At 71.7% G+C, this 20,796-nt stretch carries 19 protein-coding genes; 11 read left to right on the top strand and 8 right to left on the bottom strand.

Features of this window, described 5'->3' with window-relative positions; all coding sequences use genetic code 11:
* The first annotated feature begins 3 nt into the window (after window positions 1-3).
* From aceE to ACIBJF_RS22540, 3 genes are all read left to right on the top strand, one after another.
* Entirely contained in the window at window positions 4-2,706 is a 2,703-nt protein-coding gene (gene aceE / locus ACIBJF_RS22550; protein ID WP_399176071.1) for a pyruvate dehydrogenase (acetyl-transferring), homodimeric type, read from the top strand.
* Window positions 2,707-2,798: 92 nt separating this feature from the next.
* Window positions 2,799-3,836, top strand: a complete 1,038-nt coding sequence (locus ACIBJF_RS22545) for a helix-turn-helix transcriptional regulator (RefSeq protein ID WP_399176069.1) — start codon at window positions 2,799-2,801, stop codon at window positions 3,834-3,836.
* A gap of 66 nt (window positions 3,837-3,902) precedes the next feature.
* Window positions 3,903-4,421, top strand: coding sequence for a DUF4240 domain-containing protein (locus ACIBJF_RS22540; protein WP_399176216.1), 519 nt, complete (start codon window positions 3,903-3,905; stop codon window positions 4,419-4,421).
* Window positions 4,422-4,432: 11 nt separating this feature from the next.
* On the opposite strand, the gene ACIBJF_RS22535 is transcribed toward ACIBJF_RS22540, so the two are convergent.
* A complete protein-coding gene (locus tag ACIBJF_RS22535; RefSeq protein WP_399176067.1) occupies window positions 4,433-4,678 on the bottom strand; it encodes a hypothetical protein in 246 nt (81 codons plus the stop codon).
* A gap of 72 nt (window positions 4,679-4,750) precedes the next feature.
* Entirely contained in the window at window positions 4,751-5,527 is a 777-nt protein-coding gene (locus ACIBJF_RS22530) for a peptidoglycan recognition protein (protein ID WP_399176066.1), read from the bottom strand.
* A 436-nt stretch (window positions 5,528-5,963) separates the two neighbouring features.
* Between ACIBJF_RS22530 and ACIBJF_RS22525 the strand changes: the two genes are divergently transcribed.
* The gene (locus ACIBJF_RS22525; RefSeq protein WP_399176063.1) at window positions 5,964-7,148 is read left to right on the top strand and encodes a MarP family serine protease; all 1,185 of its coding nucleotides are present in this window, start codon (window positions 5,964-5,966) and stop codon (window positions 7,146-7,148) included.
* A gap of 3 nt (window positions 7,149-7,151) precedes the next feature.
* Here ACIBJF_RS22525 and ACIBJF_RS22520 read toward each other — a convergent pair whose 3' ends face one another.
* Window positions 7,152-7,631, bottom strand: coding sequence for a GNAT family N-acetyltransferase (locus tag ACIBJF_RS22520; protein WP_399176062.1), 480 nt, complete (start codon window positions 7,629-7,631; stop codon window positions 7,152-7,154).
* A gap of 762 nt (window positions 7,632-8,393) precedes the next feature.
* Here ACIBJF_RS22520 and ACIBJF_RS22515 point away from each other — a divergent pair.
* Entirely contained in the window at window positions 8,394-9,287 is an 894-nt protein-coding gene (locus ACIBJF_RS22515) for a TIGR01777 family oxidoreductase (protein WP_399176060.1), read from the top strand.
* A 205-nt stretch (window positions 9,288-9,492) separates the two neighbouring features.
* The gene (locus tag ACIBJF_RS22510; protein ID WP_399176059.1) at window positions 9,493-10,857 is read left to right on the top strand and encodes an NAD(P)/FAD-dependent oxidoreductase; all 1,365 of its coding nucleotides are present in this window, start codon (window positions 9,493-9,495) and stop codon (window positions 10,855-10,857) included.
* A 50-nt stretch (window positions 10,858-10,907) separates the two neighbouring features.
* Here ACIBJF_RS22510 and ACIBJF_RS22505 read toward each other — a convergent pair whose 3' ends face one another.
* Window positions 10,908-12,377, bottom strand: a complete 1,470-nt coding sequence (locus ACIBJF_RS22505; protein WP_356315816.1) for a regulator — start codon at window positions 12,375-12,377, stop codon at window positions 10,908-10,910.
* Between the two features lie 239 nt (window positions 12,378-12,616).
* Between ACIBJF_RS22505 and lipB the strand changes: the two genes are divergently transcribed.
* The 4 genes from lipB (at window position 12,617) to ACIBJF_RS22485 (ending at window position 15,707) form a co-directional block, all read left to right on the top strand.
* Entirely contained in the window at window positions 12,617-13,414 is a 798-nt protein-coding gene (lipB, locus tag ACIBJF_RS22500) for a lipoyl(octanoyl) transferase LipB (RefSeq protein ID WP_399176057.1), read from the top strand.
* A gap of 119 nt (window positions 13,415-13,533) precedes the next feature.
* Complete coding sequence (gene lipA, locus ACIBJF_RS22495; protein ID WP_399176055.1) at window positions 13,534-14,499, top strand: lipoyl synthase; 966 nt, start codon at window positions 13,534-13,536, stop codon at window positions 14,497-14,499.
* Window positions 14,500-14,743: 244 nt separating this feature from the next.
* Window positions 14,744-14,941 (top strand): hypothetical protein, encoded by a 198-nt coding sequence (locus ACIBJF_RS22490; RefSeq protein WP_399176053.1) that lies wholly within the window; start codon window positions 14,744-14,746, stop codon window positions 14,939-14,941.
* 76 nt (window positions 14,942-15,017) lie between these two features.
* Entirely contained in the window at window positions 15,018-15,707 is a 690-nt protein-coding gene (locus ACIBJF_RS22485; protein ID WP_399176052.1) for a DUF4191 domain-containing protein, read from the top strand.
* Between the two features lie 19 nt (window positions 15,708-15,726).
* Here ACIBJF_RS22485 and ACIBJF_RS22480 read toward each other — a convergent pair whose 3' ends face one another.
* Together ACIBJF_RS22480 and ACIBJF_RS22475 are read right to left on the bottom strand one after the other, a co-directional pair.
* On the bottom strand, window positions 15,727-16,227 hold the full coding sequence (locus tag ACIBJF_RS22480) for a flavin reductase family protein (RefSeq protein ID WP_399176050.1): 501 nt from the start codon (window positions 16,225-16,227) through the stop codon (window positions 15,727-15,729).
* 104 nt (window positions 16,228-16,331) lie between these two features.
* Entirely contained in the window at window positions 16,332-16,802 is a 471-nt protein-coding gene (locus ACIBJF_RS22475) for an RDD family protein (RefSeq protein WP_399176048.1), read from the bottom strand.
* Window positions 16,803-17,012: 210 nt separating this feature from the next.
* Between ACIBJF_RS22475 and glnA the strand changes: the two genes are divergently transcribed.
* A complete protein-coding gene (glnA, locus tag ACIBJF_RS22470; protein ID WP_351798485.1) occupies window positions 17,013-18,422 on the top strand; it encodes a type I glutamate--ammonia ligase in 1,410 nt (469 codons plus the stop codon).
* A 161-nt stretch (window positions 18,423-18,583) separates the two neighbouring features.
* On the opposite strand, the gene ACIBJF_RS22465 is transcribed toward glnA, so the two are convergent.
* Both ACIBJF_RS22465 and ACIBJF_RS22460 read right to left on the bottom strand, forming a co-directional pair.
* The gene (locus tag ACIBJF_RS22465) at window positions 18,584-19,126 is read right to left on the bottom strand and encodes a nuclear transport factor 2 family protein (RefSeq protein ID WP_399176046.1); all 543 of its coding nucleotides are present in this window, start codon (window positions 19,124-19,126) and stop codon (window positions 18,584-18,586) included.
* 230 nt (window positions 19,127-19,356) lie between these two features.
* Window positions 19,357-20,769, bottom strand: a complete 1,413-nt coding sequence (locus ACIBJF_RS22460) for a tyrosine-type recombinase/integrase (RefSeq protein ID WP_399176214.1) — start codon at window positions 20,767-20,769, stop codon at window positions 19,357-19,359.
* Window positions 20,770-20,796: the final 27 nt, after the last annotated feature.

Here is a 20,796-nt window from a genome sequence, read left to right as displayed (position 1 = left end):
GACATGACCGACCCCAACGCCATCCAGCAGAGCGCGCTCGACCAGCTCCCCGACCGCGACCCGGAGGAGACCGCCGAGTGGCAGGCCTCCCTCGACGCCGTCGCCAGGGAGGCCGGGCCGCACCGCGCCGCGTACCTGATGCGCCGCACGCTGGAGCGCGCCGAGGCGGGCGGCATCGCGCTGCCGAAGCTCCTCGAGACGGACTACGTCAACACCATCCCCACCTCCGCCGAGCCGGACATGCCCGGCGACCCGGAGATGGAGGCCCGGATCACCGCGTGGAACCGCTGGAACGCGGCCGCGATGGTCACCCGTGGCTCGAAGCACGGCGTCGGCGGCCACATCGCCACCTTCGCCTCCGCCGCCTGGCTGTACGAGACCGGCTTCAACCACTTCTTCAAGGGCAAGGAGGGCGACGGCTCCGGCGACCAGCTGTACATCCAGGGCCACGCCTCCCCCGGCATCTACGCCCGCGCCTTCCTCGACGGCCGCCTGAACGAGGCCCAGCTGGACAACTTCCGCCAGGAGGCCGGCGGCAACGGCCTGCCGTCCTACCCGCACCCGCGCCGACTGCCCTGGCTGTGGGAGTTCCCGACCGTCTCCATGGGCCTCGGCCCGCTGTCGGCGATCTACCAGGCGCGGTTCAACCGCTACCTCACCAGCCGCGGCATCAAGGACGTCTCCGCCTCGCACGTCTGGGCCTTCCTCGGCGACGGCGAGATGGACGAGCCCGAGTCGACCGCGGCCCTCGCGCTCGCCGCGCGTGAGGAGCTGGACAACCTCACCTTCGTCATCAACTGCAACCTGCAGCGCCTCGACGGCCCGGTCCGCGCCAACTTCAAGATCGTGCAGGAGCTGGAGGCCCAGTTCCGCGGCGCCGGCTGGAACGTCGTCAAGACGCTGTGGGGTACGGCCTGGGACGAGCTGTTCGCGCTCGACACCACCGGCGCGCTCGTACGCCGCCTGCGCGAGGTACCGGACGCGCAGGTCCAGACGTACCAGACCCGCGACGCCGCCTACATCCGCGCCGACTTCTTCGGCAAGGACCCGGCGCTCGCCGAGATGGCGAAGCTGCTGAGCGACGACAAGATCCTGGAGTGCTTCCACCTCTCGCGAGGCGGTCACGAGGCCCGCAAGGTCTACGCCGCGTACAAAGCCGCCGTCTCGCACAAGGGCGCGCCGACCGTGATCCTGGCCCAGACGGTCAAGGGCCACACTCTCGGCGAGGGCTTCGCGTCGAAGAACGCCAACCACCAGATGAAGAAGCTGACGGTGGACGAGTTCAAGGCAATGCGCGACCGCCTCGGCCTGCCGATCAAGGACAGCGACTTCGTCGACGGCGTGGTCCCCTACGGCCACCCGGGCGCCGACTCCCCCGAGGTCCGCTACCTCCAGGAGCGCCGCGCGGCCCTCGGCGGCCCCGCCCCGGCCCGCCGCACCCACGCCCTGGCCCCGCTGCCGGCCCCGGCCGAGAAGGCCTTCGCCGCCTTCGACAAGGGCTCCGGCTCGCAGAACGTGGCCACCACGATGGCCTTCGTCCGCCTGGTCAAGGACCTGGTCCGCGACAAGGAGACGGGCAGGCGCTGGGTGCCGATCGTCCCCGACGAGGCGCGCACCTTCGGCATGGAGAGCCTGTTCCCGTCCCTGGGCATCTACTCCCCCAAGGGCCAGACGTACGAGCCGGTCGACCGCGACCAGCTGATGTACTACAAGGAGGCCAAGAACGGCCAGATCCTCAACGAGGGGATCACCGAGGCCGGTTCGATGGCCGACTTCATCGCCGCGTCCACCGCGTACGCGACGCACGGCGAGGCGATGATCCCGTTCTACATCTTCTACTCGATGTTCGGCTGGCAGCGCACCGCCGACCAGATGTGGCAGCTCGGCGACCAGCTCGGCCGCGGCTTCCTCGTCGGCGCGACGGCGGGCCGTACGACCCTGACCGGCGAGGGCCTGCAGCACGCCGACGGCCACTCCCCGGTGATCGCCGCCACCAACCCGGCCGCGCTGACGTACGACCCCGCGTTCGCCTACGAGATCGCGGTGATCGTCCGTGAGGGTCTGCGCCGGATGTACGGCGAGGCCAAGCCGGGCGAGGACCAGAACGTCTTCTACTACCTGACGGTCTACAACGAGCCGCTGCCGCAGCCGGCGAAGCCGGCCGGCCTCGGTATCGACGAGGGCATCGTCAAGGGCCTGTACCGCTTCAACACGGCGGAGTCCGCGGGCCTGTCCCCGGCCGCCAACGCCCCGCGCATCCAGCTGCTGGGCTCCGGTACGGCGATCCACTGGACCTTGGAGGCCCAGAAGCTGCTCGCCGAGGAGTGGGGTGTCGCGGCCGACGTCTGGTCGGCGACCTCCTGGTCCGAGCTGCGCCGTGACGCGATGGAGGCGGACGCCGCCCTCCTGCGCGGCGAGGAGCGGGTGCCGTACGTCCGCCAGGCCCTGCAGGGCGCCGAGGGCCCGGTCCTCGCCGTCTCCGACTACATGCGCCAGGTCCCGGACCAGATCGCGCAGTGGGTCGAGCAGGACTGGTCCTCGCTGGGCGCCGACGGCTTCGGTCTGTCGGACACCCGTGAGGCCGCCCGCCGCCACTTCGGCGTCGACGCCCGGTCGATCGTCGTCGCGGCCCTGGCCCAGCTCGCCAAGCGCGGCGAGGTGAAGGCCACGGCGGTCAAGGAGGCCCGCGAGAAGTACGGGCTGTAAGCACGAGGCCTCGCGCACCGAGGTCCTGAGGAAGGGGTACGGCGACCTGCCGTGCCCCTTCCGCTGTCAGTGGCCCCCGGCATCATGAACGCATGCGTGCCGCCCGGCTCATCAAGATGGTGCTCCTCCTCCAGTCCCGGCCCGCCATGACCGCGGCCGAACTCGCCCGCGAGCTTCAGGTGTCGGAGCGGACGGTCACCCGGGACGCGCAGGCCCTGTCGGAGGCGGGCGTGCCGGTGTACGCGGACCGCGGGCGGGCCGGGGGGTACCGGCTGGTCGGCGGATACCGGACGCGGCTGACGGGGCTGGCCAGGAGCGAGGCGGAGGCGCTGTTCCTGAGCGGGGTGCCGGGGGCGCTGCGGGAGATGGGGCTCGAGGATGCCCACTCCGCCGCCCGGCTGAAGGTGTCCGCGGCGCTGCTGCCGTCGCTGCGGGACGCCCCGGACAGCGCCGCCCAGCGGTTCCATCTGGACGCGCCCGCCTGGTTCCGGGAGCCGGAGACGCCCGCGCTGCTGCCGGCGGTCGCGGAGGCGGTGTGGGAAGACCGCCGCGTCAGCGCCCGCTACCGGCGCGGCGAGGCCGAGGTGGAGCGGGTGCTGGAGCCGTACGGGCTCGTGCTGAAGGCGGGCGTCTGGTACCTGTGCGCGCGGGTGGCCGACGGGGGCTCCTGCCGGACCGGCGATGGCCCCTTCCGCACCTACCGGATCGACCGGTTCGGCGCCGTGGAACCCCTGGGGGAACGGTTCGCGCGTGATCCGGACTTCGATCTGCCGGGCCACTGGGCCGCGCAGGCCGAGCGGTTCGCGCGCTCGATCCTGCGCGCCGAGGTCGTCGTACGGCTGTCCCCGGAGGGTGCGCGCATGCTGCGGTACGCCGTCGATCCGCTGTCCGCGCGGGAGGCTCTGAGCGGGCCGGTCGAGCCGGACGGGGCCGGCTGGGTGACGGTGACGCTGCCGGTGGAGTCCGAGGAGGTGGCGCACGCCCAGCTGACGACGCTCGGCGCGGAGGCGGAGGTGCTGGCCCCGCAGAGCCTGCGGGAGCGGTTCGCGGCGGACGCGGCGCGGCTGTCCGCGCTGTACGGCGGTCCGCGCCCGCACGACCGTACGGACGCCGGTTCGCACACCGGATAACGATCCGCCGTACTCCGGCGTACTCCGCGTGCGCCCCACCGGTGGAGGCCCGATGCTGGTGGCGTGATGGACGAGACGGAGTTCTGGGAGCTGATCGACGCCGCACGCGAGGCCGCCGAGGGCGATCCCGAGGAACAGGCCGACGTGCTCGTGGACCGGCTGCTCCAGCTGGAGCCCGACCTGATCCTGGACTTCGCCCGTCACTTCGAGGCCCGCTACAACCGCGCCTACCGCTGGGATCTGTGGGGCGCGGCCTGGGTACTGCTGGACGGGGCCAGCGACGACGCGTTCGACTTCTTCCGGTGCTGGCTGATCGGCCAGGGCCGGGAGGTCTACGAGGGCGCCCTGCACGATCCCGACTCGCTGGCGGAGCTGCTGGAGGAGTTCGACGAGGAGATCGACGGCGACGGCGAGGAGCTCGGCTACGCGGCGGACGAGGCCTACGAGCAGCTGACCGGCACCGTCGCGCCCGACCTGGGCATCGCCCCGGCGCCCGCCGAACCGGAGGGCTCGCCGGTGGACTTCGAGAACGAGCGGGCGCTCGCCGCACGCTTCCCCCGGCTGTGGGACCGCTTCCGGGAATAGCCCGCCCCGGCTCAGCCGGCCGAACGCCTGCGGAGGCTGTCGGCCGGCAGATACGCCTGCGGCTGCTCGGCCCGCACCACGTGGTGCAGCGGCGCGGCGTTGGCCCGGTCGAGGGCGGACGCGGTGGCCGCGGCCGGGCCGAGGACGACGGTCGCGACCGGGCAGAGCACCGCCCAGGGGGCCCGCGCGGTCCGCGTCCGGTGCGCCCGCTCCGTGGGCTCCGCCGTGGCCCGCGCCTGGGTACGACTGCTGTTCATGATCCCCACCTCCGGTCGGCTTGTGCTGTCCACGACCGTAGGACGCGGGGCTCGGAGCGGGCTGCGTGGCGCCTAGGGGGTTCCTATGGGCCAGACCAGGGTGGTCCGGCCCTGCAGGCGCGCGGCCTGCTCCCTGATCTCCGGGAGCCGGGCGGTGAGCGCGGCGCCGGGGCAGCTGGTCATGAACCCGGCGTTGTGGCCGGCCAGCACGGGCAGGGTGACCGGGGTGCCGGCCTGGTAGCGGCTGAGGCTGTTGCTGGAGACCAGCCGGACCCTCGCGCGCGGATCGATGTCGGCGAGGCCCAGCTTCCAGGCGGCCAGCGCCGCGATCGCGTCGAGCATGGCCCGGGGCACGGGCACGCCCGCGGTGAAGGTGCCGATCGCGGCGATGCCCGCGGTGCGGTGGTTGAAGCCCTGGGTGTGGGCGCCGGTGACGGCCCGGTCGATGCCTCCGGCGCGGCCTTCGTAGATGGTGCCGCAGCGGTCGACGAGGAAGTTGTAGCCGATGTCGTCCCAGTTCCGGGCGCCGGTCTGGCCGGCGTACAGGCGGCGGATGATCTCCGGCGCGTCGCGGCAGTCGTAGTTGCTCGGCGAGTCGGTGTGGTGCAGGAAGACGGCGACCACCTTGTCGTCGTAACGCGGCGGCGGCTGGCGGCGCGCCGCGGTGCCGAGCCAGACGGAGCGGGGCACGATGTGCGGCCGGGGGGCGCGGTGGGTGACCGGGGCGGGCCGGTCGAAGGGGGCCCCGGCGGAACTCTCGGCGCTGCGGGCGCTCAGTGCGAGCACGGGGACGGCCACCAGCCCGGGCAGACAGCCGAGCAGCGCCCGCGTCGCCGTCCGACGCGACATCCGAGCGGTCTCCGCCGGCTCCGGCGTGCCCGGTGTCCCCCCGGCGGTCTCCGGGAGTCCGGACGGCACCGCCGCCTCGGGCGTCCCGGCGGTCTCGGATATCCCCTGAGTCCCCGCCGCCCCGGCGGCCTCCGGTACTTCCAGAGTCCCCGCCGACCCGGCGGTCTCCGGCATATCCAGCGTGCCCGGGGTCTGTGGATTCCCGGGCGTCTCCAGTGTTCTTCGGACGACGTGCATGGTGCCACTCTCCGGCGGTCGGACCATGCCCGCGATGTGCACTCTGCCACCTGGCGGAACCGTCATCCCGGTCCAGGACGTTTCTGGGGGTACATACAAGCGTGGCCGGTTCACCGTCCGGTGGCCGTGCGCGTGTGTCTGTGACTGATCACCGGGCCCGTCCCGTCCGTACTGAGGGGTCCGAGAGAAAGGCGGCTCCGTGGACCTGCTCGACCTTGTACTCGTGCTGGTGATGCTCGCCTACGCGGTGTCCGGTTACCGGCGCGGGCTGGTGGCCGGCTGTGTCTCGCTGGCCGGGTTCGTCGGCGGTGCCGCCGTCGGCGTGTGGGTGCTGCCCTGGGTGACCGGCCTGGTGGAGCGCGGTACGACGCAGGCGACTGCGCTCGCGGTGGTGACGGTGCTGGTGCCCGCGGTGGTGGGGCACGAACTGGCGGGCCGGCTGGCGCTGCGGCTGCGCGGGGAGCTGGACCGGGGCCCGCTGCGGGTGCTGGACGGGATAGGGGGCGCGGCGGCGAACGCGGTCGCGGTGCTGATCGTGGCCTGGGTCGCGGCGAGCGTCCTGGGCGCGGCCCCGTCGCAGGCGCTGAACTCGTCGATACGGAACTCCACGCTGCTGGGCACGGTGCAGAAGGCGATGCCGGACACCACGCCCGCGTGGTTCTCGCGGGCCACGTCGGCGCTGGCCGAGGCGGGTTTCCCGCAGGTCTTCAACCCGTTCGAGAACGAGTCGACGGCCCAGGTCGCCCGGCCCTCCGGTGACAGCGTCACCCCGGCCGCGACGAGCGCCGCGAAGCTGAGCACGGTGAAGATCGAGGGCGTCTCGGGCAACGAGGGCCGCGAGGGCAGCGGTTTCGTCTTCGCCGCACACCGGGTGATGACCAACGCGCACGTGGTGGCGGGCATCGACCACCCGAGCGTGCGGGTCGGGGGCGTCGGGCGGTCGTACCCGGCCCGGGTGGTGCTCTTCGATCCCGACAGGGACGTGGCGGTGCTGTACGTGCCCGGGCTGCGCGCCCCGGTGCTGAGTTTCGACACCAGCGCGACACGCGGGGACTCCGCGGTGGTCGCGGGCTATCCGCAGGACGGCGGCCTGAACCTGCAGGCGGCGACGGTGGCGAGCCGGGTGCGGGCGACCGGGCAGAACATCTACAACGACGGCGCGGTCACCCGGGACATCTACTCGATCCGGTCCACGGTCCGGCCCGGCAACTCCGGCGGCCCGCTGCTGACCACGGACGGCAAGGTGTTCGGCGTGGTCTTCGCGCGCTCCACCTCGGACGCCGAGACGGGGTACGCGCTGACGGCGGACGAGGTGGCGGGCGACGCCCGGCGCGCGGCCACGGCGACGGTGTCGGTGGACACGGGCCAGCTGGTCAGCTCCTGACGGTCACAGGCGCCGGCCCATGAGCACGTCGTCGACGTAGGCGCCGTCGAGGAGGAACTCCTCCGGCTGCACTCCCTCGACGGCGAACCCCTCGGACTCGTACAGCGCGCGGGCCGGGGCGTTGTGCCCGAGGACGCGCAGGCTCAGCCGCCGTGCGCCGCGCCCGCGCGCCTCCGCCACGGCGGCCCGGATCAGCGCGCGCCCGAGGCCCCGGCCGCGCGCCTCCTCGGCGACGGCGAGGCCCTGGATCTGCAGGACGTGCGTGTTGGAGGCGAGCGAGGTCGGGCGGCCGATGCGGACATAGCCGACGACGCGCCCGTCGGCCTCGGCGACCAGGTAGTCCTCCGGGAGGTGACGCTCGTCGAAGAACGGCCCCTCCGGCGGGGGCGACACGGCGTGCAGCGTGGACCAGGTGGACCGGTCGAGGAGGGCCAGTTCCTCTTCGTCGGCGGGCACGGCGATGCGTATGGACGGCTCGGGCATGCCGATCACCCTACGGCGACGGCCCGCGCCGCCTCACCGTGATTTCGGGCGGGACCCAGGGGGGACCTGCCGCGGGCCGTCCGATCGCGCGGGAGGCATGGCGTGCGGGCCGTAGGGTCGCGCCGCGGGCAAGGCGTGCGGACCGAACGGTCGCACCGGGCATGGGCATGCGGGCTGTACGGTCGCGCCGCGCGGGCATGGGCATGCGGGCCGTACGACCGCGCCGCAGCACGGCATGCGAGCCGTACGCGCGCGCCACAGGCATGGTGCGCGGGTCCCAGGGTCGCGCGGGCGGGCACGACCTGCGGGCCGTAGGGTCGCGCCGAAGGGCATGGCCAGCGCGGGCCTGACGGTCACGCCGGGACACGGCATACGGAGCCGTTCGACCGCGCTGCGAGCACGGTAAGCGGGCCGTACGGTCGCGCCGGGTGGGCAAGGCCTGCGAGCCGTATGACCGCGCCGAAGGCACGGCCTGCGGGCCGAACGGTCGGCGCCGGGGCACGGCATACGGACCCGTATGACCGCGCTGCGGGCACGGCAAGCGGGCCCTAGGGTCGCCGCAGGCACAGTCTGCGGCCCGTACGGTCGCGGCGGGGCACGGCATGCGAGCCGTACGCGCGCGCCGAAGGGCACGGCCGGCGGGCCGAACGGTCGCGCCGGGGCACCGCATGCGAGCCGTACGCGCGCGCCGAAGGGCACGGCCTGCGCCCGGACGGTCGCGTCGGGGGCATGGTGTGCGGGGTGGGCGGTCATGCTGGGGGCATGGAACGTCTCCGTATCGCGGTGGCCGGCGCGTCCGGGCTCATCGGCAGCGCCCTGGTGCGGTCCCTGACCGCGGACGGGCACGAGGTGGTACGACTGGTGCGCCGGGCGGCCGCGGGCCCAGACGAGGTCTGCTGGGACCCCGAGGGCCAGTACGTCGACGCGCGCGGGCTGGCCGGCTGTGCCGTGGTGGTGAACCTGGCCGGGGCCGGGATCGGCGACCGGCGCTGGACGCCGTCGTACAAGCGGCTGCTGCGCGACAGCCGGGTGCTGGGCACCGCCGCGCTGGCGGAGGCGGTGGCCGCGCTGCCGGAGCCGCCGCGGGTCTTCGTCAGCGGCAGTGCGATCGGCATCTACGGCGACACCGGCGATCGGGCGGTGGACGAGGACGCCCCGCCGGGAGACGGCTTTCTGCCCTCGCTGTGCGTGGAGTGGGAGGAGGCGGCGGCGCCCGCGCAGGAGGCGGGCGTGCGGACGGTGTTCCCGCGCACGGGTCTGGTGGTGGCGCGGGGCGGCGGTGCCTGGGGCCGGCTGTTCCCGCTGTTCCGGGCGGGGCTCGGGGGGCGGTTGGGCGACGGGCGGCAGTACTGGTCGTACATCGCGCTGCACGACGAGGTCGCCGCCATCCGCCATCTCATCGACCACGACCGCCTCTCCGGGCCGTTCAACCTGACGGCCCCGCAGCCGCTGACGAACCGTGAGATCACGGCCGCGATGGCCCGGGTGCTGCGCCGCCCGGCCCCGTTCGCGGTGCCGGCGCCCGTCCTGCGGGCGGCGCTGGGCGAGCTGGCCGGGGATGTGCTAGGCAGCCAACGCGTGCTGCCGAAGCGGTTGTTGGAGTCGGGGTTCCGGTTCGCGTTCCCGGGGGTCGAGGAAGCGATCCGGGCGGCCTGACGCACGCACGACGTCCTGCGCACCAGATCTCCTGCGACCTCCGAGAGCTGTTGTGACCGTATGCGACCTCCATGCGACCGTGCCCTGTTGATGCGCGACTGCTTGTGACCGATCACGGACCTAACCTCGACGCGAACTCGGGTATCCCCGGAGCCTGTTGGGGGCATGACGTCTCCACCGGCCGCGCAACCACAGGAGGGGCCTCGTGCTTGAGCCCGCGTACCAGGTGGACGTCGTCATCGTGGGAGCCGGAACCGCCGGACTCTCGGCGGCTCATCGGCTGACTAGCGCAGGAATCTCGACCGCAGTCCTCGAGGCCGCCCCCTACGTCGGCGGCCGTATGTCGACGGAGAAGGTCGACGGCTTCCGGCTCGACCGCATCGGACAGCTGCTGTCCACGTCCTACCCCGAACTCCGCACGACCCCGGGCCTGGACTCCCTCGTCCTGCGCACCTTCGCGCCAGGCGTCCTGCTGCACCGCGACGGACGCACCCAGCGCGCGGGCGCACCGGCGGCCGGGAGGAGCGCAAGGGGCGCACTCCATGTGGTGCGCGCCCTCGCGAGCGCCCCCAGGGGACCGGCGGCCACCCCCGGCCGGGCCGGCACGCCCGTGGGCGGCGCGGTGGACCAGGCCCGGCTCGGCGCCGCCCTGGCCCGGATCGCCGCCACCCCGGTCGAACGCGTGCTGGCCCGGCCCGAGATGCCCGCCCGCCAGGCCCTCGCCCAGCGCGGGATGCCGCCGCGCACGGTCGACGGCTTTCTGCGCCCGCTGCTCGCCACCCTGCTGTGCGACCCGGAGCTCGGCACCTCCAGCCGGTGCGCCGACCTCGCGCTGCGCGCCTTCGCGAGCGGCCGGCTGTGTGTGCCGGAGGGCGGCGCGGAGATGCTGCCGGAGCTGCTGGCGCGGGCGCTGCCGTCCGGCACCGTGCACACGGGCGTACGGGTCACCTCGGTCTCCACGACGTCCGTCGCCACCGCCGAGCACGGAGAGATCCGCTGCCGGGCGGTGCTGCTGGCGACCGACGCGCGGGCCGCGGCGGAGCTGCTGCCGGGCCTGAGGGTGCCGGACTTCCACCCGGTGACCGTGGTCCACCACACCACCGACGACCCGTCGGCGGCCTTCTCGACCGGCACCTCGCTGCTGCTGGACGCCGACCGGGGCGGGCCGGTGGCGCACACGGCCGTGCTGAGCAACGTGGACCCGAGCCGGGCCCCGGGCGGGCGGGTACTGATCTCCTCGACGGTGCTCGGCACACCGCCCGAAGGGGTGGACACGGCGGTCCGCATCCACCTCTCCCGCCTCTACGGCACCTCGACGCGCCGCTGGGAGACCCTGGCGGTCCACCACACCGCCGAGGCCGTCCCCGCCATGCGCCCACCCCACGACCTGCGCCGCCCGGTCCGCCTCCTGGCCGGCCTGTACGTCTGCGGCGACCACCGCGACACCAGCACGGTCCAGGGCGCTCTGCACTCGGCGCACCGGGCGACGGCGGCGATCCTGGCCGACCTGGGTGCGGCGGGTTCCCTGAACAGCGCGGATCCGGCGCCCACTTTGCCGAAGGCGGCGTAACCGCGCTCCTTCCGGGGCGCGGGGCCGTATCGGCACGCGGCCGCGGCGGGCTATCCCAGCGCCGCCACCTTCTCCCGGTACCCCCGCACCGGCGCCGCGTCCCGATACGGCTCCAGCCGGCGTTCGAAGTCCCGCACGTACTCGATCGCGCGAGCGGACCGCATCTCCGCGGCCTGCCCCGCCGCCTCGGCGGCGAGCGCGCACGCCTGGTCGAGTTCGCCGAGGCCCAGGCGGGCCGTGGCGAGGACGACGCGGCAGAAGAGCCGGCTGCGGGCGTAGGAGGGCGCGCGGAGCTGGAGCGAGCGTTCGGCGTGCTGGGCGGACGCCCGGAACTGCTGCAGATCCCGGTGGCAGTGCCCGAACTCGTCGGCGAGCTGCGCCTCGTCGAAGAACCTCGCCCAGTACGGCACCTCGTCCCCGGGCCGGGCCGCCTCCAGAGCGCGCTCGGCCCGCACGAGCGCCGCCGTGCACGCCCGCACCTCGCCGAGCACGCCGTGCGCCCGCGCCTCGGAGGCGTGCAGCAGCGCCTGCACGACCGGCGGGCCGCCGGTGCCCATGCCCTGCTGGGCGACCCGGGCCAGCTGCACGGCCTCCCTGCCGTGGCCGAGATAGACGGCCTGGCGGCTCATGGTGACCAGGACGAAGGAGCCGTACGCCCGGTCGCCGGCCGCCTGGGCGAGCCGCAGGGCCTGCACGAAGTAGCGCTGGGCGAGTCCGTGCGCGGCGATGTCGTACGAGGTCCAGCCGGCGAGCCGGGTGAGGTCGGCGGCCGCGGCGAACAGCTTGCGGCCGGTCTGCTCGTCGTAGCTGCCGCGGAGCATCGGCTCGCACTCGTGCTCCAGGTAGCGCACCAGGGCCTGCCGGGCGTGGCCGCCGCCGTAGCGGTCGTCAAGGGTGCGGAACAGCTCGCCGACCGAGCGCAGCGCGTTGATGTCGCCGCCCGTGACCTTGTGGCCCGGGGCGCGCTCGGCGTGCCCGCGCGCCCGGGGCGGGATCGCGAGCGCCGGCCGGCCCTGGGGCTTGGCCGGGGCCGGGCGGCCCTGCGCGGGCACCCGGGGTGCCGGTTCGCGGGCCACCTTGTCGTCGGCCTTGCCGATCAGCCAGTCCCGGCTGGGCACCACGAGCCCCGCCGGGGTGAAGGCGATCTTGCGCAGCTCGGCGTGGCTGCCGGAGTCCTTGCGCCACAGCCCGCTGACGATGTCGACGGCCTCCTCCGGGGTGGCCGCGAACTCCAGCCCGGCGTACACCGGCGCGCAGGCGTCCAGGCCCAGATCCTGGGCCGTGAGCCGGCGCCCGAGCCGGCGCGTGAAGACCTCGGCGATCAGGGCGGGGGTCGTCCCCCGGGGCTGCTGTCCGCGCAGCCAGCGGGTGACCGAGGTCTTGTCGTATCTGAGGTCCAGCCCGTGTTCCAGGCCGAGCTGGTCGACGCGACGGGCCAGACCCGCGTTGGAGAACCCCGCTTCTGCGATGAGCGCGGCGAGCTGGCGGTTGGGGGTGCGCTGCGCGGGTCGGTCCGTCATCTGCGGTGCGGTCTCCTGCCTTCCGGGCTGCTGAAGTGCCCGGTTTGCCATTGAGCAGCCCTTATGGCCTCACGAACGGCGCGAATGTAGCGGAGGGTGAGCAGGCGATCGCACATTCCGCCCGGCATTCATCCGATCGTGTGAGAAACGCCCGCAGGACTGACGTACACCGGTCGGACGTACAGTGGCGTGGGCGCGTTACGTGCCTGACACACCGGTCGCTGAGGGAGGCGCTTGCCGTGAGTGAGTTGCGGTTCGTCCGCATGGGGTTCGGTGCGGATGCCGTCGATTACCAAGAGGCCTGGGACGAGCAGCGCCGCGTGCACGCGGCCCGGTTCGCCGACGAGGTCCCGGACACCGTGATCCTCCTGGAGCACCCCCCGGTGTACACGGCGGGCCGCCGCACCGAGGACAGCGAGCGTCCGCTGGACGGCACCCCGGTCATCGACGTGGACCGCGGCGGCAAGATCACCTGGCACGGCCCCGGCCAGCTGGTGGGCTACCCGATCCAGAAGCTCCCGCGCCCGGTGGACGTGGTCGCGCACGTACGGCGCCTGGAGGAGGCGCTGATCCGCACCTGCGCCGACTTCGGCTTGGAGACCACCCGGGTCGAGGGGCGCAGCGGCGTGTGGATGCTCGGCGACCCGGTCGAGCAGCGCCCCGCGCTCGGCGGGCTGTCCCTGGACTTCGACCCGCGGCTGCAGGACGAGGAGTTCGACCCCCGCCTCAACGGCCCCGAATACGCTCCCTCCAACGCCGGCCAGCGCCGCGAGGACCGCAAGATCGCCCAGATCGGCATCCGGGTGGCCAAGGGCGTCACCATGCACGGCTTCTCGTTCAACGTGAACCCCGACATGAAGTGGTTCGACCGGATCATCCCGTGCGGCATCCGGGACGCGGGGGTCGCCTCGCTCGCGGCCGAGCTGGGCCGGGACATCGGGATCGAGGAGGTCCTGCCGGTGGTCGAGAAGCACCTGAAGGACATCCTGGAGAACGCGGACCTCAAGCCGCGGGTGATCGAGAAGGCGTCCGCCTGAGCCGTCGGCCGTCCGGGGGAATGCGCCCTGCGACCGCGAGGTTGATCTCGTCGGCAGGGCGCTATGAACACGGGCGTACCCTGGTGTGCGCCGAAGAATCAAAGCTTAGGGAGCCGGTCGTGTCCGCAGTCGCACCCGACGGACGCAAGATGCTGCGCCTGGAGGTCCGCAACAGCCAGACCCCCATCGAGCGCAAGCCCGAGTGGATCAAGACCCGGGCGAAAATGGGCCCCGAGTACACGAAGATGCAGAACCTCGTGAAGAGCGAGGGCCTGCACACGGTCTGCCAGGAAGCCGGCTGCCCGAACATCTACGAGTGCTGGGAGGACCGCGAGGCGACCTTCCTCATCGGCGGCGACCAGTGCACCCGGCGCTGTGACTTCTGCCAGATCGACACCGGCAAGCCCGAGGCCCTGGACCGCGACGAGCCCCGTCGCGTCGGCGAGTCCGTGGTCACGATGGACCTGAACTACGCCACCATCACCGGCGTCGCCCGCGACGACCTGGAGGACGGCGGCGCCTGGCTGTACGCCGAGACCGTGCGCCAGATCCACGCGCAGACGGCGGACCGGGAGGGCGGCCGGACGAAGGTCGAGCTGCTCGCTCCCGACTTCAACGCGGTCCCGGAGCAGCTCGAAGAGGTCTTCTCCGCCCGCCCCGAGGTCTTCGCGCACAACGTCGAGACGGTCCCCCGGATCTTCAAGCGGATCCGCCCCGGCTTCCGCTACGAGCGCTCCCTGAAGGTCATCACCGAGGCCCGCGACTACGGCCTGGTGACCAAGTCCAACCTGATCCTCGGCATGGGCGAGACCCGCGAGGAGGTCGGCGAGGCGCTGAAGCAGCTGCACGATGCCGGCTGCGAGCTGGTCACCATCACCCAGTACCTGCGCCCCTCCGTCCGGCACCACCCCGTCGAGCGCTGGGTGAAGCCGCAGGAGTTCGTGGAGCTGAAGGAGGAGGCCGAGCAGATCGGCTTCTCCGGCGTGATGTCGGGCCCGCTGGTGCGGTCCTCGTACCGCGCCGGGCGCCTGTACCAGATGGCCGTCGAGAAGCGGGGTTCGTTCGTCGCCACCCAGGCGGTGTGAGCGCCCGGCGTGTGCGCCGAGCGTGTGAATTCGCGCACAAGAAACTACTGGCCAGTAATGGCCGAGTCGACGCGGTCCTGACCGTCCTCGCTGATGAGGGCCACCGTCAGGGCCGCGTCGGCGTTTCAGCGCTCCATATCAAGGCTTCATTGGTGTTTGACCGGTCGGACACGCCCTGGTAACACCAATCAGTGACTCTGGTATCACGCCTCGTACACCACCGATCCGAGGGGGGACCTCGATCATGCAGGCCGCGCCCGTACGCGCCACCGCCATCCCGTCCTTCACCGACGCTCTCCGCGCCGTCGAGTCCCTGCTCATGAGCGGCGGTCAGCGCACCGCCCGGCGCAACGCGTGGACCTCCGTGCTGGAGGACCGCCGGCGCGCCAAGGACCGGGTCGAGACGCAGCGCTTCCTGGAGCAGGCCGCCGGCCGCTCCTGAGCCCTCCAACGCTTTCCCCGCTTTCCCCCGGGCACTGCCGTCGTCCGCACTCCCGGGGCCACGTAGACTTCCTGACATGGCGAGGAAGGAAACCGCGGCGGACGCCGCGAACGCAGGGCGACTGAAGCAGATCGCTCTCACCTACAAGATGACCCGCAAGGTCGACACGAAGATCGGGCTTGTACTCGGGGCCGTCGGCATCGGCATCCTCGCTGTCTTCCTTGTGATCGGCTTCTTGATCGGCCACCCCATCTACCTGGGCATCTTCGGCCTGCTGATCGCGCTGCTGGCGACGGCGATCGTGTTCGGCCGCCGGGCCGAGCGCGCCGCTTTCGGCCAGATGGAGGGTCAGCCGGGCGCCGCGGCCGCCGTGCTGGACAACATCGGCCGGGGCTGGACGACGACTCCTGCGGTGGCGATGAACCGCAGCCAGGACGTGGTGCACCGGGCCGTCGGCAAGGCCGGCATCGTGCTGGTCGCCGAGGGCAACCCGAACCGGGTGAAGAGCCTGCTGGCCGCCGAGAAGAAGAAGATGAACCGGATCGTCGCGGACGTACCCGTGCACGACGTGATCGTCGGCAACGGCGAGGGCCAGGTCGAGCTGAAGAAGCTGCGCACGACCATGCTGAAGCTCCCGCGCGTGCTCACCGGCCCCCAGGTCACGGCCACCAACGACCGGCTGCGGGCCCTGGGCGACCTGATGAGCAACATGCCGCTGCCGAAGGGTCCGATGCCCAAGGGCATGCGGATGCCGAAGGGCCGCTGAGCCCCGCGGTGCCGTCCTGTCAGGACAGGCGCCGGAACTCCCGCTCGCAGTAGACCATCGGCGAACCCTCGCCCAGCCGCACTCCCGTTACCCGGCCGATCAGGATCGAGTGATCCCCGGCCGGGTAACGCGCGTATGCGGCACAGTCCAGCTGTACGGGCGCCTGCCGCACCGTCGGCAGCCCGGAGGGGCTCGGCTGCAGCAGGCCGTCGGAGAACTTGTCCGCGCCCTTGGTGGCGAACAGCACGGCCAGCGGCTGGTGCTCCGGGGCCAGCACGCTCACCGCGAAGTGCTCACACCGTGCGAAGACAGCCGCCGAGTCGGCCGCGTCCGCGAGACACACCAGGACCAGGGGTGGCTCCAGGGAGACGGAACAGAAGGAGCTCGCCGTGAAGCCGCGCGGGGTGCCGTCCTCGCAGCAGGCGGTCACCACCACCACGCCCGAGGGGAAGCGCGCCATGGCGTCCCGGAACTCCTCCGGCGTCACCTCGGCCGCCATCACATCCTGAGCATCGGTCATACGGCGACGATGCCGCCGGCGGTGTGACCGGGCAACCGGATGGGTGCATATGGGCCATGCCGGGTGCGGGTGGGCAGAGGCCGCTCGGCCGCAGCCGGGAACGCTCAGACCCGGACCTCGACGGTCTTCGCGAGCCGGTCGTGCAGCCCGCGTCCGTCGCGGTCCCAGATCAGGGCCGGGACGGCGAGACACAGCAGGACAGTGCGGAGCATGGACCGCAGCGGATTGACCGTGCCGGTCTCCAGGGCCACCACCCGGATGCCGAGCAGCCGCTTGCCCGGGGTGAAGCCGATCGTGCCCACGGTCAGCACACTCATGACGAAGAAGACGCCGAGCGCCCAGTTACTCGTGGCAGGGACCTTGTAGCCATCCGTGATCAAGCCGTATGCGATCAGGACACTCAGGCCCCAGTCCACGGCCAGCGCGCCGAGCCGGCGGCCGGGCCGGGCGACGGAGTTCGGGCCCTCCTTGGGGAGGCCGAGCTGCTCACCCCGGTAGCCGAAGTCCGCACCGGCCTCTTCCATGGCCGCGCGGGGCCCGGAGAGCCACGATCCGAGTGCTTGCCTGTTGTCCACCCGTCAACGGTACTGCGCCCGGTTTCGCGCACTGTGCCGAGGGGTGTGTCAGAGCTACGGTGGACACGTGGCCGGTTAACTTCTGCGAAACAAATGGGTCACGCCCGAGAAATCACCCGTCCCTAGGGTCATGCCCAGCGTGTGCCACCGCACTGGCCGCACGAACGATCTACCACCCCGGCGAGGACGGTCGGGAGTAGGAGGAGCTGGATGTTCCAGAACGCCGACGAGGCCAAGAAGTTCATCGCGGACGAGGACGTCAAGTTCATCGACGTCCGCTTCTGCGACCTGCCGGGCGTCATGCAGCACTTCACGGTGCCCGTTGAGGCGTTCGACCCGGACGAGGAGCTGGCCTTCGACGGATCGTCGATCCGTGGTTTCCAGGCCATCCACGAGTCCGACATGGCCCTGCGCGCGGACCTGTCCACCGCCCGTGTGGACCCGTTCCGCCGGGACAAGACCCTCAACATCAACTTCTTCATCCACGACCCGATCACGGGCGAGCAGTACTCCCGTGACCCGCGCAACGTGGCGAAGAAGGCCGAGGCCTACCTCGCGTCGACCGGTATCGCGGACACCGCGTACTTCGGTCCCGAGGCCGAGTTCTACGTCTTCGACAGCGTCCGTTTCGCCACCACGGCGAACGAGAGCTTCTACCACATCGACTCCGAGGCCGGCGCCTGGAACACCGGCGCCCTCGAGGACAACCGTGGTTACAAGGTCCGCTACAAGGGCGGCTACTTCCCGGTCCCGCCGGTCGACCACTTCGCCGACCTGCGCGCCGAGATCTCCCTGGAGCTGGAGAAGGCCGGCCTGAAGGTCGAGCGCCAGCACCACGAGGTGGGCACCGCCGGCCAGGCGGAGATCAACTACAAGTTCAACACGCTGCTCGCCGCCGCCGACGACTTGCAGCTGTTCAAGTACATCGTGAAGAACGTGGCCTGGCGCAACGGCAAGACCGCGACCTTCATGCCGAAGCCGATCTTCGGCGACAACGGCTCGGGCATGCACGTGCACCAGTCGCTGTGGAGCAACGGCGACCCGCTGTTCTACGACGAGGCCGGTTACGCGGGCCTGTCGGACACCGCCCGCTACTACATCGGCGGCATCCTCAAGCACGCCCCGTCGCTGCTGGCCTTCACCAACCCGACGGTGAACTCGTACCACCGCCTGGTGCCGGGCTTCGAGGCGCCGATCAACCTGGTGTACTCGCAGCGCAACCGCTCCGCCGCGATGCGTATCCCGATCACGGGCTCGAACCCGAAGGCCAAGCGCGTCGAGTTCCGCGCCCCGGACTCCTCCGGCAACCCGTACCTGGCCTTCTCGGCCCTGCTGCTGGCGGGCCTGGACGGCATCAAGAACAAGATCGAGCCGGCCGAGCCGATCGACAAGGACCTGTACGAGCTGGCTCCCGAGGAGCACGCGAACGTCGCCCAGGTCCCGACCTCCCTGCCGGCCGTCCTCGACTCGCTCGAGGCCGACCACGAGTTCCTCCTCCAGGGCGACGTGTTCACGCCGGACCTGATCGAGACGTGGATCGACTTCAAGCGCACCAACGAGATCGCGCCGCTCCAGCTGCGTCCGCACCCGCACGAGTTCGAGCTGTACTTCGACGTGTGATATCGCCCCAGGTCAGAGCGGATAACCGCTCCCCTGGGCCGTCTGTGGGCCGTCGGCCGGTTCTCCTTCTCGGGAGAGCCGGCCGACGGCTTTTGCCGGGAAGGGCGACCCCACTCACGCTGCGTCCTGTTGTCGCTGCTCCCCTGACATTGCGACCCGGCCTAGGAGTGCGGCCCCGCGGAACGCAGTGCCAGCTCGTTGAACCCGGTGCCGGTGTCCATGACGGCGACCTGGTCCTCCACCACGGGCAACCGCGCGGTGAGGGCGGGATCGACCTGGCCGGTCTGGGCGAGTACGGCCGCCTGATCCCAGTAGATGTGCTCGCTGTCGATGGCGCCGTCACAGAAGCCCACGATCGCCACGAGGGGGATCCGTACCTCTCGGCCGGTCGAGCCCACGCCCGGGAGGATCCAGGGGACCTCCATGTCGTGAGTGAAGGACACGACCAACTCGTCGACGATCCGTTCGTCCCCGACTGTGCGGGAAACCGACCGCAGAGCGAAGTCGGCGGGGTTGCGACCGATGAACCAGCGGGCGTAGAAGTCGGAGACCTCGCGTCGTCCGACAGCGCCCATGGCGGTTGGCACATGGAGCACGGTCGGACGGTCGGTCATCGTGCTCAGGGTGGCCTGCAGGTCCAGGTGCACGAACTCACCATCCGTGTGTGCCGCCCAACAGCGCTCCATGGCCGCGTGGTCAACCATGAGGATCTCCTCGCGACGGGCCTCCAGTATCCGGACCACCGTGTCCGCCCGCTACCGCAGCCTATGAGCCGCCGAGAGCCAAGCCGCGACATCACTTTTCGACGTGCGATACCGCCTCAGGTCAGAGCGGTCTTCCGCTCCCCTGAGCCGCCTGTGGGCCGTCGGCCAGCTCTCCCAGCACGGGAGAGCCGGCCGACGGCTTTTCCGACCCAGGGGCTTCCGGGACCGGCTCAGGCTGCGGCGTCCTGTCGCTCTTGGAATGCCTGGTCGATGGCTTTGCGGGCTCGATCCTGGCTGTTCGGCAACAGGTGCGTGTAGGTACGCAGCGTGAAGCCGGGGTCCGCGTGCCCGAGGTACTCGGCCAGGGCCTTCACGTTCTCCCCCGCGTCCAGCAGGACCGACGCGTAGTAGTGCCTCAGAGCGTGCATGCCGTGCTCGCGCGACTCTTTGAACCGCTCCCCCGGCGACCGCTCGGGGATCACACCTGCCGAGACCAGGGCGGGTTTCCAGAGGTACATGTTGAAGTAGTTCCGGTTCAGCGCCTTGCGCTCCCGTGAGTAGAACAGCAGCGTCGCAGTCACCGGCGGTCCGTCGGGCGTCTTCCACGGCAGGGTCACCTCCAGGGGAGGCCTGCGGGTGATGTGCGCCGTGAGCGCATCCGACACGACGTCGGGAAGCGGGACGTCACGCAGCTTTGCCCCCTTGGGTGGGGCGAAGACCATGTGTGCACCGACCAGCTTGACCTGCCGCACGACGTGGACCACTCCCCCGATGAAGTCCACCTCGTCTACGGCAAGCCCGAAGATTTCCCCCTGCCGCAGACCGCAACCTGCCCCGACGTCGACCGTCGCCGCGTAAGCCTCCGGAAGCCCGTCGCGAACCGCCATCACTCGATCCACGGTCCACGGCTTGACCTTCCGGGGATCGAGTTTGGGAGCCCTGACAGAACCCACGCGGCAGGGATTCCGGGCGATGAGGCCGTCGTCCACGGCAGCGCCGAAGACGGCCGAGACATTCGCGAACACGGTTCGCTGGTACGACGCAGCCATCCCGGAGTCCTTGAGAGCGCGTGCCCAGGCACGGATGTGTGCGGGCTGGAACATGCTCATGGACCGCGAGCCCATGTACGGGAAGGCATGCAGTCGAAACCGCAGCTCCATGTTGATGATCGTGGAAGGGACCGTGGTCTGGGATGCCAGCCACTGAGTGGCGAAGTCCCTGAACGTGACTTTCCCTGCCGCCGGGTCGACGTACTGCCCTCGCGCCAGGTCGGCCGCGATCTGCGTCAGCCACGTCTCCGCTAGCCGCTTCTGCTTGTCCGGAAAGGACTTGCTGCGCTCGGTGCCGTCCGGGCCGACGCAACGAGCCCGGTAGCGGAGGCCGACGCCGTGGCGTTCGGTCTTCACCCTGCGAGGCTTGCCGTCCGGCCCGGCCTCCGTCCTGTGCTCATGGTCAGCCGCGAGCTTGCAGCCATCGTCAATCGGGACTTCGCAGCCGAACCGACTGGCCGCGAGTACCTCGATCACCTGACCGCGCTCAGCCGCGCCAGCTAGATCCGTTACGGGTTTCTCTACTTCATCAAGCACCCGTCGTCGCTTCGCTCCTCCGGGCGGGCGCGGGCGGCCGGCGGCGCCCGCGCTCATGTCTCCGCCCCGCTCGGCACCGCCGGC

Origin of the sequence: Streptomyces sp. NPDC050743 (assembly GCF_044456925.1) — a bacterium.
Classification (GTDB): domain Bacteria; phylum Actinomycetota; class Actinomycetes; order Streptomycetales; family Streptomycetaceae; genus Streptomyces.
The sequence above is the reverse complement of the archived record's forward strand: the minus strand, read 5'-3'. Positions and strand labels throughout refer to the sequence as shown.